Source organism: Neorhizobium sp. DAR64862/K0K3, assembly GCF_050500185.1.
Classification (GTDB): domain Bacteria; phylum Pseudomonadota; class Alphaproteobacteria; order Rhizobiales; family Rhizobiaceae; genus Neorhizobium; species Neorhizobium soli.
This window is the reverse complement of sequence record NZ_CP191450.1, coordinates 582,727-598,614: the sequence shown is the minus strand read 5'-3', so window position 1 is coordinate 598,614 and position 15,888 is coordinate 582,727. Positions and strand designations below refer to the sequence as shown.

At 59.1% G+C, this 15,888-nt stretch carries 18 protein-coding genes; 13 read left to right on the top strand and 5 right to left on the bottom strand.

Features of this window, described 5'->3' with window-relative positions:
• The first annotated feature begins 9 nt into the window (after positions 1–9).
• The 8 genes from ACQY1L_RS19605 to arsB all read left to right on the top strand — a co-directional run bounded on the left by ACQY1L_RS19605 (position 10) and on the right by arsB (position 7,463).
• Positions 10–246, top strand: coding sequence for a hypothetical protein (locus ACQY1L_RS19605; RefSeq protein WP_062577932.1), 237 nt, complete (start codon positions 10–12; stop codon positions 244–246).
• Positions 243–1,238: an ABC transporter permease gene (locus ACQY1L_RS19600; RefSeq protein WP_200943513.1), complete on the top strand. Its 996-nt coding sequence runs from the start codon at positions 243–245 to the stop codon at positions 1,236–1,238. The genes ACQY1L_RS19605 and ACQY1L_RS19600 overlap by 4 nt, the downstream gene beginning before the upstream one ends.
• Before the next feature lie 23 nt (positions 1,239–1,261).
• Complete coding sequence (locus ACQY1L_RS19595) at positions 1,262–2,329, top strand: substrate-binding domain-containing protein (RefSeq protein WP_062459847.1); 1,068 nt, start codon at positions 1,262–1,264, stop codon at positions 2,327–2,329.
• Positions 2,330–2,401: 72 nt separating this feature from the next.
• On the top strand, positions 2,402–4,903 hold the full coding sequence (locus ACQY1L_RS19590; RefSeq protein WP_430245709.1) for an ATP-binding cassette domain-containing protein: 2,502 nt from the start codon (positions 2,402–2,404) through the stop codon (positions 4,901–4,903).
• 97 nt (positions 4,904–5,000) lie between these two features.
• Entirely contained in the window at positions 5,001–5,354 is a 354-nt protein-coding gene (locus ACQY1L_RS19585; protein WP_082471771.1) for an ArsR/SmtB family transcription factor, read from the top strand.
• A complete protein-coding gene (locus ACQY1L_RS19580; protein WP_430245706.1) occupies positions 5,351–5,878 on the top strand; it encodes an arsenate reductase ArsC in 528 nt (175 codons plus the stop codon). Before ACQY1L_RS19585 ends, ACQY1L_RS19580 begins: the two co-directional genes overlap by 4 nt.
• Positions 5,875–6,309, top strand: a complete 435-nt coding sequence (gene arsC, locus ACQY1L_RS19575) for an arsenate reductase (glutaredoxin) (protein WP_430245704.1) — start codon at positions 5,875–5,877, stop codon at positions 6,307–6,309. Before ACQY1L_RS19580 ends, arsC begins: the two co-directional genes overlap by 4 nt.
• An 83-nt stretch (positions 6,310–6,392) precedes the next feature.
• The gene (arsB, locus tag ACQY1L_RS19570; protein WP_192087359.1) at positions 6,393–7,463 is read left to right on the top strand and encodes an ACR3 family arsenite efflux transporter; all 1,071 of its coding nucleotides are present in this window, start codon (positions 6,393–6,395) and stop codon (positions 7,461–7,463) included.
• A gap of 46 nt (positions 7,464–7,509) precedes the next feature.
• Here arsB and arsK read toward each other — a convergent pair whose 3' ends face one another.
• The 4 genes from arsK to ACQY1L_RS19550 all read right to left on the bottom strand — a co-directional run bounded on the left by arsK (position 7,510) and on the right by ACQY1L_RS19550 (position 10,655).
• Positions 7,510–8,730, bottom strand: coding sequence for an arsenite efflux MFS transporter ArsK (gene arsK / locus ACQY1L_RS19565; protein ID WP_325264973.1), 1,221 nt, complete (start codon positions 8,728–8,730; stop codon positions 7,510–7,512).
• Positions 8,727–9,434 (bottom strand): arsenical resistance protein ArsH, encoded by a 708-nt coding sequence (gene arsH, locus ACQY1L_RS19560; protein ID WP_184655801.1) that lies wholly within the window; start codon positions 9,432–9,434, stop codon positions 8,727–8,729. Before arsH ends, arsK begins: the two co-directional genes overlap by 4 nt.
• 46 nt (positions 9,435–9,480) lie before the next feature.
• Positions 9,481–9,813, bottom strand: a complete 333-nt coding sequence (locus ACQY1L_RS19555) for a metalloregulator ArsR/SmtB family transcription factor (RefSeq protein WP_325264969.1) — start codon at positions 9,811–9,813, stop codon at positions 9,481–9,483.
• Positions 9,814–10,121: 308 nt separating this feature from the next.
• Positions 10,122–10,655, bottom strand: coding sequence for a lipocalin family protein (locus tag ACQY1L_RS19550; protein ID WP_430245700.1), 534 nt, complete (start codon positions 10,653–10,655; stop codon positions 10,122–10,124).
• A 464-nt stretch (positions 10,656–11,119) separates the two neighbouring features.
• Between ACQY1L_RS19550 and ACQY1L_RS19545 the strand changes: the two genes are divergently transcribed.
• A complete protein-coding gene (locus ACQY1L_RS19545; RefSeq protein ID WP_174197741.1) occupies positions 11,120–11,992 on the top strand; it encodes an MBL fold metallo-hydrolase in 873 nt (290 codons plus the stop codon).
• Positions 11,993–12,143: 151 nt separating this feature from the next.
• Positions 12,144–12,515, top strand: a complete 372-nt coding sequence (locus ACQY1L_RS19540; RefSeq protein WP_062459825.1) for a hypothetical protein — start codon at positions 12,144–12,146, stop codon at positions 12,513–12,515.
• Positions 12,516–12,536: 21 nt separating this feature from the next.
• On the opposite strand, the gene fliQ is transcribed toward ACQY1L_RS19540, so the two are convergent.
• The gene (fliQ, locus tag ACQY1L_RS19535) at positions 12,537–12,803 is read right to left on the bottom strand and encodes a flagellar biosynthesis protein FliQ (RefSeq protein WP_062459823.1); all 267 of its coding nucleotides are present in this window, start codon (positions 12,801–12,803) and stop codon (positions 12,537–12,539) included.
• 281 nt (positions 12,804–13,084) lie between these two features.
• Between fliQ and ACQY1L_RS19530 the strand changes: the two genes are divergently transcribed.
• The 3 genes from ACQY1L_RS19530 (at position 13,085) to ACQY1L_RS19520 (ending at position 15,884) form a co-directional block, all read left to right on the top strand.
• A complete protein-coding gene (locus tag ACQY1L_RS19530; RefSeq protein WP_062578407.1) occupies positions 13,085–13,429 on the top strand; it encodes an ArsR/SmtB family transcription factor in 345 nt (114 codons plus the stop codon).
• Positions 13,430–13,949: 520 nt separating this feature from the next.
• Positions 13,950–15,539, top strand: coding sequence for a globin-coupled sensor protein (locus tag ACQY1L_RS19525; protein ID WP_092663004.1), 1,590 nt, complete (start codon positions 13,950–13,952; stop codon positions 15,537–15,539).
• 39 nt (positions 15,540–15,578) lie between these two features.
• Positions 15,579–15,884: a hypothetical protein gene (locus ACQY1L_RS19520; RefSeq protein WP_430245695.1), complete on the top strand. Its 306-nt coding sequence runs from the start codon at positions 15,579–15,581 to the stop codon at positions 15,882–15,884.
• The last annotated feature ends 4 nt before the right edge of the window (positions 15,885–15,888 follow it).

Below are 15,888 nucleotides of genomic sequence, written 5' to 3'. Positions count from 1 at the left end.
GCTACAGGCTTGCCGAAGCTTGAGGCTGAGGCCGACGATGCCAAGGATCTGTCCAGCAGATTGCTTCCTCCAGGTATGAACCATAACCGGCTCTGGGAGGAGGACGCGATGCCTGATTTTGCTGACAAACCGACGTGTCTCTTTGCAGACTTCAAGGCGGCGTCCAACGCCGCCGAAGAGATCGGTTTGCGCCGCCCGGCCATCGCCTCAGGTGAGGTGCGATCATCAAAAGGAGCCGACCGGTGAGTGCAGTCTCAACAATCCCCACACGGGCGGACAGCTATGCCCCAGGCCGGATGAAGCTGACGCGGAGTTTCGTGACCGTGGTCTTCTCAACCATGGTCCTTCTGGTCGCCTGCCTGGTCTTTGCGCCCTCAAGCGTATCCTGGGGTGCCCTGTCAGGCAGTCTTCCGTTTGCGGCGATCATTGCCATTGTCGGCCTCGGCCAGTTGATGGTGGTTCAGCAGGGCGGCTTTGACCTCTCGCTTCCCGGTGCCGTCTCTCTCGCCGTCGTGGTCTCGACCCATTACCCGCAGCAGAATGACGGATTGCTGTATCAGGCGGTGCTCTTGGCGCTGGCCTTCAATCTGACGATAGGCTTTCTCAATGGCGCGCTCGTCAGCATCTTCCGCCTGAACTCGATCATTGCGACGATTGGCACCAACGCACTGCTTTATGCGACCGTCTTTGCCATGTCGGGCGGGGTGCCGTCTGTTACGACGGGCCTGCTCGCCAATATTGCCGGCGGCGAAACCTTCGGCCTGCCCAATGCCGTCTACTTCGCCCTCGGCGCCACCGCGCTGGTCTCCTTCATGCTGAAAAAGACCGTGGGCGGCCGCCGGTTCGAGGCGATCGGCGCAAGCCCTGCTGCCGGAGAGGCCGCAGGCCTGCGCGTGCGCTCCTATCAGATGATGGCGTATGTCTATGCCCAGCTATTCTATTGCCTGGCCGGCGTCCTGATTGCCGGCATCACCCGCGAACCCACGGCCTTCCAAGGCGATAGCCTGCTGCTGCCGTCGGTTGCCGTCGTCGTGCTGGGAGGCACGTCGCTGCTCGGCGGGCGCGGTTTTCCCATCTCGACGGTGCTGGCGGCCTTCTTCCTCAACCAGCTGAGCCAGTTCGCGCTGTCGGTCGGTGTGCCCTATTCAGCGCAAACCATCATCCAGGCTTTGGCCCTCGGTTTCGGCATCGGCGTCTACTCGCTCCGGTGGAGCGGGAAAGTCAGAAAAACAACCTAACAATAACAAGTGGAGGAGCAGACATGAACTATGCAAATTTGAAGAAGGGCCTGGCAGTCTCGGTTGCGACTGCGGTCATCGCACTGGGAGGTGCGGGTCTGGCAAAGGCGGAGACACCGTCCTGGTGCGGGCCCAAGAAGGCGACGCTTGCCCTTCTTGACGGTTACGGCGGCAACAGCTGGCGTCAGGTGACGACGGCATCCGGCAAGCAGACCGTCGAACTGTGCCCCAGTATCACCAAGTATGAGTATGCCGACGGCCAGGGCGACACCCAGAAGGCAATCTCCGACATCAAGGGTATGGCCGCCAAGGGCGTCGATGCACTGGTCGTCTTTGGCGACGCCGGCCCGGCCATGCTGCCGGCCATCACCAGCGTCTTCAAGGCCGGAAAGATCATTGTGCCCTACCGCGTCGCTGTTGGCGGCAAGGAAGGCATGAATTATTCGAAGTTCATCGGCTCGTCCTTCGAAAACGACGGCGTCACTTGGGGCAAGTGGATCAAGGGTGTGCTTCCCAAGGGTGGCAATGTCCTGTTCCTCAGCGGACCTGCCGGCAACAGCCAGGGCCTGGATGAGCTGAAAGGCCTGAAGAGCGTGCTCGGGCCTGAGTATGTCTTCGTCAATCAGGCGCCCTTTGCCGTCACCAACTGGGATCCGGCGCTGACGCAAAAGGTGCTGACCGCCGAAATCGCAAAGAACGCCAAGATCGACGTCATCGTGTCCGATTTCGGCCCGTCGCTGGTCGGTGCTCTGCCGGCCTTCACCAAGCAGGGCAAGTCCATCCCGGCGCTTGCCACGTCGGACGGCAACTCGCTCGGCTGCTTCTGGCAGGACAATCACGCCAGCAACCCGGACTTCAAGCTGTTCACCGTCGCCACCGGTAACGACAATGTCCGGTTGGCCGTGCAGTGGGCCGTCGCGCTTGCAACCGGCGGCGAAAAGCCGAAGGAGCAGATCTTCGAGGCGCCTGCTTATGAGGATTCCGTATCGGGCAAGCCCAATGCCGTTCAGTGCCGCAAGGATCTGCCGGGCGCCATCTACATGTCCTCGGCGCTGAAGCCGGAAGACCAGGCAAAGGCCGTCGGCCAGTAACTGAAACTTACGCATCGCTGACCCCGGAGGGTTTACCTTCCGGGGCTCTGTCACCAGGACGGATTGCAAATAATGTTGGCACGAAACAGTCAAGACGTGGCGCTGGACGCTCGGGATGTGGTGATCCGCCTTTCGGGCATCTCGAAATATTTCTCGGTTGTCGCGGCACTGGCCGATGTCAGCGTGGAATTCCGGGCCGGCGAAGTGCATGCCCTTCTCGGCGAGAACGGCGCCGGCAAATCGACCCTGATGAACATCATTTCCGGAACGCTGCAGCCGACCGAGGGAGAGATTCACTTCGAAGGCCGCGCCGTACAGCAAATGACCCCGGAAATCGCCAAGTCCCACGGGATTGGCATCTGCTTCCAGCATCCTGCCATTCTGGACGATCTGTCGATCCTGGAAAACCTGCGCGTGGCCTTGCCAGCCTCGGTGTTTGCGGGCGCAAAGCCCGACGATGTGGGCCGGCGCGTGCTTGCCAAGGTCGGCCTGCATCTCCCTCTTGGCATGCGCGCCGACGGTCTGACGGTTGCGCAGAAGCATTTGCTTGAGATCGCCAAGGCGCTGGCGCTCGAGCCGAAGGTGCTGATCCTGGACGAACCCACCGCCTCGCTCGACCAGGATTCGACCGACATGCTGTTTGCCCGCATCCGCGAGGTGGCGGCCGCTGGCACATCGGTCATCTACATCACCCACCGCCTGGCCGAACTTCGCCAGATTGCCGATCGGGTCACCGTGCTTCGGGATGGTCGCGTGCGCGGCTCCGCCGTCATCGGCGAGATCAGCGATGCCGATCTGGTCGGGCTTATCGTCGGGCGTACTCTGGAATCGGCATTCCCGCCGAAAGCGTCATCGGCCGATACGGAGACCGGTCTGTCCGTGATGGGCATCACCAACAGGGACCTGAAGAACATCAGCTTCGACGTGCCGCGCGGGCAGATCGTTGGGATCGCCGGTGTCGCCGGCAACGGTCAGCCGGAACTGATGCGGGTGCTGGCAGGGCTGAGGCCTGCCGAGGGGCAGATCGTCTTACGCGGGCGCGCACTCGCCCAACCGGAACTCCTCCATGAGGCGGCCTTCATGCCGTCGGATCGCCACGTCGAAGGTGTCGCCGGCAGTTTGACCGTTCGGGAAAACGCAACCTATTCCGCGCTTGAGAAGTTCGCGGTCGGTGGCGTGATGAGCCGCAAGAAGGAACTGGCGCAGGTCGGTGCGATCTTCAGTGAGCTGGCGGTCAAGACGCCCGGGATCGAAGCGCCGATTTTTGCGCTGTCGGGCGGCAACCAGCAAAAAGTGGTCATGGCCCGCGCACTTTTGTCCGAGCCGGGACTGATCATTGCCGACGAACCGACGCAAGGTGTGGATGTCGGAGCCCGGTTTGAAATCTACCGAATTCTGCGCGAAGTCTCGGAGGCAGGGACGCCGGTTGTGGTGAACTCCTCCGATGCCGTGGAGCTCGAAGGTCTGTGCGACAAGGTCGTCGTGCTGTCGCGCGGGCATGTGGTCGAGATCCTTGAAGGTGACGACGTCACCGAAGAACGCATAGTCGCTGCGGCCGTTGGAGCGGAGACGCATGGCGACAGCAGTTTGACGGTGGCACAGCCGAGTACCGGCAGCCGATGGCGCGACCTGCTGCGGTCGGACAATGCTCCGGCGGTCCCGCTTGCCATCGTGACCGTGCTCCTTGGGCTCTATGTCTATGGCCAGAACGAGAACTTCTTCTCTGTCTACAACATCTACAACATCCTGCTTTTGGCGACCGCACTCGGCTTTATTGCGATGGGCCAGACAGTGGCGCTGCTGATGGGCGGGATCGATCTTTCGGTCGGTCCTCTCGCCGGATTTCTGGTCGTGGTCGCGTCATTCTTCATTACCGACGACAATTCCACTGCGATGATGGCGGTCGGCTTCCTCCTGATGTTTGCCGGCGCCTTTGTGACCGGGGCTATCAACGGTGTGCTGATCCGATTTGCGAATTTCACCCCGATTGCCGCGACGCTCGCCATGTATATCGCGATCCAGGGCTGCAGCTTCCTGCTGCGTGACAATCCGGATGGCTATATCAGCGCGACGGTCACCGACTGGGTCAACTGGCAATTGGGTCCTTTCCCGGTCGCCTTTCTGGTACTGGTTGTTGCAGCGGTCGGCGCCGAATTCTTGCTGCGCCGGACCCGGGCCGGATGGCGTCTGCGGGCGGTCGGATCCGATGAACAATCTGCGCGCCGGGCCGGCATTCCTGTCGAACTCACCTTCATCGGCGGCTATATCGCCTGTTCGCTGCTGACCGCTGTCGGTGCCATCATGCTGATGACGCAGATCGGTGTCGGTGACCCGCGCCAGGGCGTGAACTACACGCTGGCCAGCATCACCGCAGTCGTTCTGGGCGGAACGAGCCTTTCGGGCGGGCGGGGAACCTTCATCGGAACCCTTCTCGGAGCCGTGCTTCTGACCGAAGTGCTGAACGCGGTGACATTCCTGGGGCTGACCCAGACCTACCAGTATCTCTTCCAGGGTTTGCTGGTTGTGGTGGCAGCGCTGATCTACGCAAGCGCTGGCCGGCGGAAATCGCACTGACTTCCTGGTTCTGAACACGAGTACCTGCCGTCGATCGTAAGAAGACGACCCGGAACACGCATCTTGACTGATTCCATAAATCCAGTATTCTGGATATATGGAATCAGAAGTCGCTATTCTCGCCCTTGCTGCGCTTGCTCAGCCAACCCGGCTCGAAGCTTTTCGCCTGCTTGTCAGGCATGAACCGGATGGACTGCCCGCAGGTGACATAGCGCGCGCGCTCGCGGTGCCACAAAACACGATGTCTGCGCATCTCAACATCTTGTCACGCGCGGGTCTTGTTTCTTCGCAGCGCCAAAGCCGCGTCGTTACCTACCGTGTGGAGATGGAGACGTTACGGGAATTGGTGCTCTTCCTTCTCAAGGACTGCTGTGGCGGAAACGCAGAGCTCTGCGCGCCGCTGATTGCGGAACTCACCCCGTGCTGCCCTCCGGGAAAGGCGCTCTCATGACCGACAAGACATTCAACGTCCTGTTTCTGTGCACCGGCAACTCTGCGAGATCGATCCTCGCGGAAAGTGTTCTGCGAAAAATTGGCGCTGGGAAATTCAATGCCTACTCGGCGGGAAGCCAGCCTAAAGGCAACGTCAACCCAATGGCGCTCGATGTGCTTGTTGGCCACAAGTTTCCCACGGAGGGACTTCGGTCAAAAAGTTGGGACGAGTTTGCGGGTGCCGAGGCTCCGCAATTGGATTTTATCTTTACGGTCTGCGACAACGCTGCTGGCGAATCCTGCCCGGTCTGGCCGGGAAAACCAATGACCGCCCATTGGGGTATCGAGGATCCTGCTGCAGTCGAGGGTACCGACGCGGAAAAGCGCATCGCCTTCACCACAGCGTTTCGCTACATGAAGCTGCGTATCGCAGCTTTCGCCGCGCTGCCTTTGGAAAGCCTCGAAAGGATAAGCTTGACCGCCAAGCTTCAGGAAATCGGTCAGCTCGAAGGATCGACAAACAAAAGGCCTGACGTTGCATGACTAACCCCATCGATATCGTCATCTACCACAACCCGGACTGCGGGACCTCGCGCAACACGCTTGCGATGATCCGCAACGCCGGCATCGAACCCCATGTGGTTGAGTATCTCAAAACCCCGCCAGCGCGCGCGCTGCTTAAGCAGTTGATCGACCGGATGGGAATTTCCGCGCGCGATCTTCTTCGCGAAAAGGGAACGCCGTTTTCCGAACTCGGTTTGGGCGACCCTTCCTTGTCCGATGAGCAACTGGTCGATGCCATGATGGACCATCCCATCCTGATCAACCGCCCGATCGTCGTCACGCCTGCCGGTGTCAGGCTGTGCCGACCATCGGAAGCGGTGTTGGATATTCTCCCAGCTGGCCAGCAGGCTGCGTTTGCGAAAGAAGGCGGCGAAGTCGTCGTCGACCAGACCGGCCGTCGCGTCGTCTAACGCACGCCATTTAAGCCGAACCCGTGCGACCCCAGTCTTCATGGCAAGGCTGCGGACGATGTCTATCTGCCAAGGAGGCCGCCATGCGTCCCGAAGAACCAACACTGCGTCTGTCGTTCCTCGACCGCTATCTGACCGTCTGGATTTTTGCCGCCATGGCACTGGGTGTGCTGCTCGGAACTGTCTTTACCGGCCTGCCCGCAGCGCTCGACAGCCTGTCCGTCGGCACCACCAATATTCCGATTGCAATCGGCCTCATCCTGATGATGTATCCGCCTCTGGCGAAAGTGCGCTTTGAGGAACTCCCTCAGGTGTTTGCCGACAAGCGGGTTCTGGCGATTTCTCTCCTGCAGAACTGGATTATCGGTCCGGTGCTGATGTTCGCGCTGGCGGTGATCTTCCTGCGGGACTATCCGGAATACATGACCGGCCTCATCCTGATCGGTCTTGCCCGCTGCATTGCAATGGTTCTCGTCTGGAACCAGCTTGCCCGGGGCGACAACCAGTATGTCGCGGGTCTCGTTGCCTTCAATTCGATTTTCCAGATCCTGTTTTTCAGCGTCTATGCGTGGTTCTTCCTGTCCGTCCTGCCTCCGCTGTTTGGTCTTGAAGGCAGTGTGATTGACGTCTCGTTCTGGACGATTGCGGAAGCGGTGTTGATCTATCTCGGTATTCCGTTCCTTGCGGGATATCTGTCGCGCCGCTTGCTGACCGCGAGCAAGGGCAGGGACTGGTACGAGAATGTCTTCCTCCCGAAGATCAGCCCTATGACCCTGGCCGCCCTTCTGTTCACGATCGTCGCCATGTTCAGCCTGAAGGGCGGAGACGTGGTCCGCCTGCCGGGCGATGTGGTGATGATCGCCATTCCGCTGACGATCTACTTTCTCATCATGTTTCTTGTCAGTTTCTGGATGGCGAGGTCGGTGGGGACGGATTATCCGCGCACGACAGCGGTTGCCTTTACTGCGGCCGGCAACAACTTCGAGCTGGCTATCGCGGTTGCCATTGCCGCGTTCGGCCTGGCGTCCCCGGTCGCATTTGCGGCCGTCATCGGCCCGCTCGTCGAGGTTCCTGTGCTGATCCTTTTGGTACAGATGGCACTGTGGATGGGCCGCAGATATTTTACCAAATCGGCAGGAAGCCCGGCCGTGTAGCGCTCCCAGCGGGCAACCAAGGACGCACGGATCCCGGCGTACTGGTTCAGGCCGGACGGCTGGCGAGATGATCGCCAGACTTGTGGCGGCGCTCCAGTCGCGCAATCCCGACGAAGGCGACAATCGCACAGGCCCCGAGCGCTGTTGTGATGGTCAGTGACCACAGCGTACCGATATGGGCCATGGCAAACGCCAGCGCAAACGGTGCGGTCGCGGACAGGATCAATCGTGCGGCCATGACCTTGCCCTGCAGCCTGCCGTAGCCAGCGCTGCCAAACAGCATCAGCGGCAGGGTGCCGGTGACGATGCTGAAAAGACCGTTGCCCAAACCGAAGACAACGGCAAACGCCATGGCGCCTGTCACCGACGGAGCGGTGAGGGTGAGGATCAATACACCCCCGGGGATCAACGTGGCGGCAATCGTTGCCAAAGCCAGCGGCGGCAGATTGCCGCCGAGCACCATATTGGCAAACCGGCTCAGCACTTGTGACGGACCAAACAGCGTGCCGACAATGGCGGCCGTGGCCCCAAGGCCAAGACCCGACAGCAGCGGCACCATATGCACCAGGATCGCCGCACTGACGAGAGATTGCAAAGAGAACCCCACCACCATCAGCTTGAACCCGAACTGCCGGACGTCCGGGCTGAGGCACCCTTCGACGACTTGCGCCGTGCCGTTCTGTTTCTGCGACTTCCCCTGGGCAAGGCCGTAGGACAGCCAGGCGTGCAGAGGCAGGCAGACGAGCAGATTGAGCCCGGCAAACACCAGGTAGACATTCTGCCAGGACAGATGGGCGTGCAGAGCCGTTGTGATGGGCCAGAAGATCGTCGAGGCGAAGCCGGCGATGAGGGTCAGATAGGTGATGCTGCGCTGGGCGGTGCGGGGGCTTGCCTGCACCAGCAGCGCAAAGGCCGCGCCATATTGTACGAGATTGGCGGCGATCTCGATCACGATCAAAGCGGCGACGAAGCCGCTCTTGCCCGGCGCATAGGCACAAGCGACCAGCGCTGCCGCGGCAATCGCGGATCCGGCCGTCATCACCCGTCCTGCGCCAAAATGATCAATGGCCCGGCCGAGCCAGGGAGCGGTCAAGCCGCCCAGAAGAAGTGCCGCCGAAAGTGCGGCAAATATCCACTCCGTCGACCAGTTCAGGTCTCGCGCCATATCGGGTGCAAGAATGCTGAAGCTGTAATAGAGAGTTCCATAGCCGATGATCTGGGTGAGGCCCAGGGCAAGGATAGTGCCGATCGGCGGCCGCTCGCTCATATCGACTTCAGATCCACGCGCTGTTCGAGCTTTGCGGCCTCTTCCTTCCTCTCGCTATAGCGGTCTGTCAGGTAGTCGGACGCATCGCGGGTCAGCAGTGTGAATTTGACCAGTTCCTCGCAGACATCGACGACGCGATCGTAGTAGGCCGAGGGTTTCATGCGGCCATCCGTGTCGAACTCCTGCCATGCCTTGGCAACCGACGACTGGTTCGGAATGGTGATCATCCGCATCCAACGACCGAGAATGCGCAACTGATTGACCGCGTTGAAGGACTGCGAGCCACCGGAGACCTGCATGACGGCAAGCGTCTTGCCCTGCGTCGGTCGCACCGAACCGGTCGTGAGGGGGATCCAGTCGATCTGCGCCTTGATAATGCCGGTCATCGCACCGTGCCGCTCGGGGCTGACCCAGACATGGCCTTCCGACCAGAGAGAAAGCGCCCGCAATTCCTGAACCTTCGGATCCGTATCGGGTGCGCCATCTGGTAGGGGCAAACCTTCGGGGTTGAAGATCTTCACCTCGCATCCAAGGTGCTCGAGGAGCCGTGATGCCTCTTCCGCCAAAAGACGGCTGAACGAAATCTTCCGCAGCGATCCATAGAGGATCAGGATCCGCGGCTTGTGCTGCGAATAGGGTGGTCGAAGTGCCTCAAGGTCGGGCTGGGAAATGAGATCAAGCGAGGCCGCTGGCAGATCAGCCATTTGGATACTCCATCGAAAAAGATTGAAACGTTCGCATTTAGGGTTCCTATGACCCAGACCCTGCGAGTTCTGTAGGTCCGCAACCGGCGTCAAATTGGCCCGAACAACAGTTCTCCATCAGGAAATGGGCAAGGCCGTTGAGGGTCTCGAAATTCGCGCTGTAGACAATGGAGCGTGACTCCCGCTGAGCGCTGATCAGGCCCGCATGTTCCAGTTCTTTGAGATGAAAGGAAATGTTGGAAGGCGACACGTTCACAGCTTCGGCAATCATACCCGCCGCCAGTCCGCCCGGGCCGGCGACGACGAGCTTGCGAATGACCTGCAGTCGGGTCTGCTGTGACAGTGCGCCAAACGCATCAAGGACCTGTCGCTCGTTCACCAGTTCATTCCTTGTCCAATACGCGCTGATAGTGACCAGGCGCGGGCGCTTGCCCGGCCTTCAAAGCCCTGTAAAGGATAGAACAACAATTATTCAAGACTTCAAGGATTCTTGAAATATTGGTAGAAAACAATCTCCGTGACGAAGTCCGCGCGCTCGATCCCATAGCTCCATTCGGTCTCTCAAGCTGGTCGCAGGGTAGGGGCCGAGCTTTATAAAACCAAGGCTTGAAGCCGCAATGAAGCTCGCGTTCCGAACGGCTGTCCTGTCGCGTGGACGCCAAACCGTTCGGACGCTTTCCAATCAGCCTAGCGGGCTGGCGGAAATTCCAGCTTCTTTACGTCGTAGCCGAGTTCGCTCGCCTTGCGCACCATGCGGTTGAGCTTGGATTTCGATGGTACGGTTCGCGAATAGATCCACAGGTCCGACATCGACGGGTTGGCGCTGATGAACCAGGATTTATCCGGCGATTTGTAGAGCACGCGGTAGGTGAAGGTGATGAGCAGTGGATAGCGGACGCGCATCGTTGCGTTCGTCGTTCCGTAATCCTGAATCTTCCCGGTCCCATTGATTGTTTTAAGGCGCCCGGTTGGAGTATCGACACGACAACCGTCTTCGACCATGACCGTGTCAGGGGTTTTGCCCTTGCGGTAGGTGGAATAACCGGCAACACAGCCGTCGGTCAGGAACATCGGGGTCCTCCCGATTTCCAGCCATGTCCCCTGGTAGTGATCCGGCCCGACTTTGACGACATCGGGAGCGGCGAGGGCCTGCGATACGACGCCGATCGCGAAAAGGCATGTGATAAAGTGCAAGCTGAGATTTCTGATAAGATTGTGCATATGCTCATCCTGTCGGTTGCCGATCCCGCGTGATCTCGAGGCAACCGTACTCCCCGCGGAAGTACTCGCTGTTGCCAAACGGAACCACACATCAGCCGCATTCAGGGTCGCCGAGACATGCGCCACAGGCACAACCAGTTTGTTTGCCGGCCAACGATGTGGATCTATGGCTGCGACGGGCAAAATCAAGCGCGTTGCCACGCGCGAACAACTGCTCGGCTGGTCTCGATCCAATGGCGCGGCTTATCGCGTTGGCCCTGTCGCTTGGTAAGCAAGATTGCTGCAAAGGGCTCCGAGTTGACGTTCGTGAGAGGTTGACTTAGGAGGGCCGCCGTGACGCTTGATGTCCTCGTCTTGCCCCTGTCACAGCGTTGCTGCGATCAGACCTGCCTCGTGGACATCCTGTGGCCAGACCATCATAAAGCCGCGCCAGTGCAGGCGTTTGACAAGCCGGATTTTACACCATGAGTGCCCAACCCGAAGTCGCTGGTTTTTACGACGCGCGTAGCGGCAGCATCCAGTATGTCGTAAGCTGCAAGGCCACGAAGAAATGCGCCATCATCGATCCGGTTCTCGACTACGACGAGAAATCCGGAAGCACGGCCACGCGTCACGCCGATGCGCTCCTTTCACATATCCAGATGCAGGGACTAGACGTCGCGTGGATCCTCGACACGCATCCCCATGCAGACCATCTCACCGCAGCAGCATACCTCAAGTCGAAGACCGGCGCGCCGACCGCGATCGGCGCCGACGTGGTCAAGGTCCAGGCGCTATGGAAGGACATCTACAATGCGCCGGCGATGCCAACCGACGGATCCCAGTGGGACCGGCTGTTTTCGGATGGCGACCGGTTCATGATCGGTGAGATCGAGGGCCGCGTCATGCATTCGCCCGGCCACACACTGGCATCGATCACGTATCTGGTCGGTGATGCGACCTTCATCCACGACACGCTGTTCATGCCCGACAGCGGTTCGGCCCGCGCCGATTTTCCCGGAGGCAGCGCTGAAGATCTGTGGTCGTCGATCGAGGCAATCCTGAACTTGCCCGACGACACCCGGCTGTTCACCGGCCACGATTATCGTCATGGCGGGCGGGAAGCGCTCTGGGAGAGCACCGTCGCGCAACAGAAGGCGCAGAACATTCACCTCCGGTCAGGGCGTGACGAGTTTATCCAGTCCCGCATCAGCCGTGACAAAACGTTGCCGTTTCCAAAACTGATGCTGCATGCCCTGCAGGTCAATCTGATGGCAGGAGAGCTGCCGCCAAAGGAGGCGAACGGCGTGAGGTACCTGAAGATCCCGATCGACGCCTTCCCTGTGGCGGCCTGGTAAGACATTTTGTCGGCGCCAAGCGCAACCTCACGAAATAGTGCGGCCGTAGGCGGTTTGATGCTTTTCAGAAGGGGATAATGTTTGCATATTGTCTCGGCAGACGACGATACAGTCGTCGGCAACCCTCGGTATAGCTTGGAGGAGCGATTACATGAAGCGGACGTGGCCTGAGGAATTTGACTTCATACTGGATGGGGCTGAGGAGGTTTCGCTGGAGGTTCCAGTGGCCCGCAAGGGAGATGTTTCGCAGGGCGAAACGGTAACGCGCCATGCTCTTAAGGTCCGTCTCACGCAACAGGATTACGAACGTGTCTGGCCGTTGGCGGAAACACGCTATCGTCTTGGCGGTAGCCGTACTGGCAAAGCGATCACGCTGATCGCCAACAATCCGCACTACCAGCAATGGCACCCGGCCGACGGAGGTTCGGACGCAGGCGATGCCGAGGGCGGCCGATCCTATGCGACCCGCTATGTGGTCGTGTTCTTCCTGCTCGACGAAGTGCGAGAGACTGCAGACGCCTGACCTCTTGAGATCGCAGCCGGCCTAGAAACCCGACTGCACATGAGAGAAAATCTCGACAACGAGAAGATTGAGTTGGCCGCCTATGAACGGGGCGGCCACTGCCAGCGCTACAAAGACAGCAACAATTTTTGGCGCAAAGCTCAGCGTGCTTTCCTGGACCTGCGTGAGAGCCTGGACAAGGCTGATAACCAAGCCGACTGCCATCGCGGTGAAAACCGCGGGCGCTGAAGCAAGGAGCATTGCCCAGACAGAGATCCGCAGGATCTCCAACGCGTCTGCTTCTGTCATTTCACACCAGCATTGAATGTATATTGGGCGGCGAGACCGCGTTTCGTATCTGCCTTAATACAGATTCGGCGGTTGTCAAAGTTAAGTATTGTTAAGATGCGTAAAACGTCTGGACTGCGATAAAATAACGTACAATTTGCGTATTGAAGCAGAGACGTAATGCGGAGATGCTTAGCCGCCGCAGCTTATATCTTGCTTGTATTACTTCTCGCTGATGTGGCGCCGGACTCGGTTCGGTCCATGAAGATACGCGATTTTATTCAATGGTGGTTGGAGGCGTTATGGACATCGGTCTGTCGGGAGAAGTTCTTCCCTTCGATGAGGGCGACGCCGCCGATCTACTGAAGGTTATGGGGCACCCCGCACGGTTCAAAGTCCTTTGTCTGGTGCAGGATCGGGAGCGCGACGTGCGTTCACTCGCAAAGGCGGTGAATCTCAGCCAATCGGCACTCTCTCAACATCTGAAGATTCTCAGGGACGCGAACCTCGTCTCGGCGCGTCGACAAGCGCAGACGGTTTTCTATCGCTCTCACGAGGAAGGTGTCCGCCAGGTTCTTGACTGTATGCAAAGCATATTCTGTCCCGTCGCAGAGACTCACGATGCTGTGGCGGTTGCCTACGCTTAGACCCTACGCAATGACCTTGACGATGTCCCAGCTCTCTTCTGTCAATATCGACCGCTGTCTTGAGAATGCAATGAGCACGCTGCCGGTCATAGCAGCGCTTACATGCGGCATGAATTTTAAGGCAAAAACTCGTATTTTTGGCTCTATGCTTGACGATTGCCAGATATAGCCTCGGTCAAACGATCGCGCTGCTTAAATCAAGTTCTGCTACTATAGCATAGGGCGAACTATTAACGGTTTTTTATCCCCTGAATCCTAGATTTGTGGTGCCAGATAGGCGCCGTGGCGCCGCATACCCATGAGGGTTTTATGGCCGTGAAGATCAGGAACAGCCGCCACCTGACAGTCTAACACCTGTTCGGTAGACATCTGGGTTTTTGAGCCCCCTTGCTTGCCCCGCGATGGATTCGAAGCACGCGCGCCGGTGATGGACTGCGTTCCCGTCAGCGACAGATCGCACTCGCTTTAGCGGGCAGACCAACCATGCCTTGTTACCAAGGGACCGCAGCAGGGGACATACATGAGTACGCAGAAATCAGCACAGGCAACGCTTAACGACCGACTGGACTTCGCTGGTCTTGGTGATCCACAGCGCAGGACACTCGCAGCATTGGCGCCCATCATTAACGGGTCGCTCGATAGCGCGCTCGATGTGTTTTACGCCAAGGTCCGTCATCACCCGGAAACCTCCAAATACTTTTCCGGTGAAAATCACATCACCCAGGCAAAAGGACGACAGGCTCGACACTGGGAAACGATTTCCTCGGCAAAGTTCGACGAAGCCTATGTTGATGAAGTCACCATGATCGGCAAAGCCCATGCAAGGCTTGGGCTTCAACCGCGCTGGTACATTGGCGGCTATGCGTTGATGATCGAGAACATCGTGCGCGCCGTCATCGATAACGAGCTCGGTAGTTTCCTGGTGCGCGGCAAACGCCAGAAGATCGGAGACGACGTAACGACGGTTGTCAAAGCGGCCCTTGTGGACATGGATTATGCGATCTCGGTCTATCTCGACGTCCTTGCGGACGAGAGAGCCAAGGCTGAAGCGGAGCAGGCGACGCTGAAAGCGGAACAAGACACAGCGCTCTCAGCCCTCGAAAGTGCGTTGAGATCTCTCTCCGGCGGTGATCTGACCCGGCCCTTGGAACAGCCCCTCGCGGTCAGTTTCGACGGGCTCAAGCATAATTTCAACGATTCCGTATCGAGCCTCAACGGTGCTCTTTCCGAGATCTCAAGCACGGTCGGCTTCGTTCTCTCGCAGTCGGCCGAAATCGCCACTGCGACCGACGAAATGGCAAAGCGCACCGAACGGCAGGCCACGGCGCTTGAAGAAACAGCGGCAGCGCTGGAGCAGATCAGTTCAATCGCGCGGCAGTCTCAAACCCGGACGACAGAAGTCCAGGCGGTCGTGACGGCCTCTGCAACAGAGGCAGCAACGTCCGGAGAAATCGTAGAGCAGGCCGTCAAGGCGATGAGCGACATTGTCGAGTCATCCAAACAAATGAACGACATCATTAGTGTCATTGACGAAATCGCGTTCCAGACGAACCTCCTCGCACTCAATGCGGGGGTCGAAGCAGCCCGTGCCGGTGACCAGGGGAAAGGCTTTGCGGTGGTGGCGCAGGAGGTGCGGGAGCTCGCGCAACGCTCAGCCCGGGCCGCCAAGGAAATCAAGGATCTCATCTCGAGATCTTCTCAGGATGTCGCGCGCGGCGTCGATCTTGTGAACACAACGGGCAAGGCATTGAGAAGCATCGGCAGACAGGTGCAGACGATCGACGAACACATGGTATCGATTGCCATGTCGTCGCGCGAACAGGCGACTGGGATAGCTGAAATCAACTCTGCCGTGGGCAGCATGGATACGATCACGCAGCAAAACGCTGCCATGGTGGAAGAGACGTCTGCGGCGACGATAAAACTCTCCAACGAGGCCGAGAGACTTTCCGAGCTTGTCGCCGGGTTCAAAACGACGCCAAGCGCGGTAGGCCAAAGCAACGGTCGGGCGCATGCGCCTGCAGCTTCGCCTGCGCGACAAATGATCCAGTCGCTTCCTGGCAAACTACAGCGGTCGAAGGCGGCCAATGAAGGCTGGTCGGAATTCTGAGCATGGCGACCCGGTACGCCACATCATGAGGGTAGTTTTGTGAAAATGCTGATCGCAATACCACTCGCACTGCTGGCTGCCGGGCTCTCCACCGCACAAGCGCTCGATAAACTGATCCTTTTGGTCAGGAGGAATCTCGAGCACCTGGACGTCGGCAATACGGCGCAGTTCGATCTGAACATGCTCACGGGGTTTGCGGGTCGCCGAGGGTATAGGTCGGGATCCAAAGCGACCGGGGCCGAATGGATAGAGATGACGGAAGTCGTCGAGTTTGTGACTCGTATTGTGGACGCAAAACTAGCTGGAGGTTTTTCACCCGCGAACCTCTCCATCGGGCGAGGTTGAGGCG

Bases quoted from the DNA above. Each gene is read 5' to 3' on its own strand.
- ACQY1L_RS19595 (WP_062459847.1), top strand. From the start codon at position 1,262: ATGAACTATGCAAATTTGAAGAAGGGCCTGGCAGTCTCGGTTGCGACT.
- ACQY1L_RS19590 (WP_430245709.1), top strand. From the start codon at position 2,402: ATGTTGGCACGAAACAGTCAAGACGTGGCGCTGGACGCTCGGGATGTG.
- ACQY1L_RS19585 (WP_082471771.1), top strand. From the start codon at position 5,001: ATGGAATCAGAAGTCGCTATTCTCGCCCTTGCTGCGCTTGCTCAGCCA.
- ACQY1L_RS19580 (WP_430245706.1), top strand. From the start codon at position 5,351: ATGACCGACAAGACATTCAACGTCCTGTTTCTGTGCACCGGCAACTCT.
- arsC (WP_430245704.1), top strand. From the start codon at position 5,875: ATGACTAACCCCATCGATATCGTCATCTACCACAACCCGGACTGCGGG.
- arsB (WP_192087359.1), top strand. From the start codon at position 6,393: ATGCGTCCCGAAGAACCAACACTGCGTCTGTCGTTCCTCGACCGCTAT.
- arsK (WP_325264973.1), bottom strand. From the start codon at position 8,730: ATGAGCGAGCGGCCGCCGATCGGCACTATCCTTGCCCTGGGCCTCACC.
- arsH (WP_184655801.1), bottom strand. From the start codon at position 9,434: ATGGCTGATCTGCCAGCGGCCTCGCTTGATCTCATTTCCCAGCCCGAC.
- ACQY1L_RS19550 (WP_430245700.1), bottom strand. From the start codon at position 10,655: ATGCACAATCTTATCAGAAATCTCAGCTTGCACTTTATCACATGCCTT.
- ACQY1L_RS19545 (WP_174197741.1), top strand. From the start codon at position 11,120: ATGAGTGCCCAACCCGAAGTCGCTGGTTTTTACGACGCGCGTAGCGGC.
- ACQY1L_RS19540 (WP_062459825.1), top strand. From the start codon at position 12,144: ATGAAGCGGACGTGGCCTGAGGAATTTGACTTCATACTGGATGGGGCT.
- fliQ (WP_062459823.1), bottom strand. From the start codon at position 12,803: ATGACAGAAGCAGACGCGTTGGAGATCCTGCGGATCTCTGTCTGGGCA.
- ACQY1L_RS19530 (WP_062578407.1), top strand. From the start codon at position 13,085: ATGGACATCGGTCTGTCGGGAGAAGTTCTTCCCTTCGATGAGGGCGAC.
- ACQY1L_RS19525 (WP_092663004.1), top strand. From the start codon at position 13,950: ATGAGTACGCAGAAATCAGCACAGGCAACGCTTAACGACCGACTGGAC.